Source organism: Salinispora sp. H7-4 (assembly GCF_013416675.1).
Classification (GTDB): domain Bacteria; phylum Actinomycetota; class Actinomycetes; order Mycobacteriales; family Micromonosporaceae; genus Micromonospora; species Micromonospora vitiensis.
Genome location: NZ_JABZED010000005.1, coordinates 1 through 242 on the forward strand (window position 1 = coordinate 1; position 242 = coordinate 242).

The 242-nt window shown below is 66.1% G+C and carries 1 protein-coding gene; it reads left to right on the forward strand.

Translation table 11 applies throughout. From position 1 onward, the window contains the following. On the forward strand, window positions 1-242 hold a 242-nt coding region (locus tag H0524_RS06275; protein ID WP_180197809.1), incomplete at both ends, for a S8 family serine peptidase.

The window sequence follows — 242 nt, forward strand, 5'->3', positions numbered from 1 at the left end:
ATGGTGAGCTTCGTCCCCGACGAAGACACCACCGACGTCAACGGACACGGCACCCACGTCGCCTCCACCGTCGCCGGCACCGGCGCCGCCTCCAACGGCGACAACACCGGCGTCGCACCCGCAGCCGACCTACTCATCGGCAAAGTCCTCAACAACGACAACATCGGCCAGGACTCCTGGGTCATCGCCGGCATGCAATGGGCCGCCGAATCCGGCGCCGACATCATCAACATGAGCCTCGG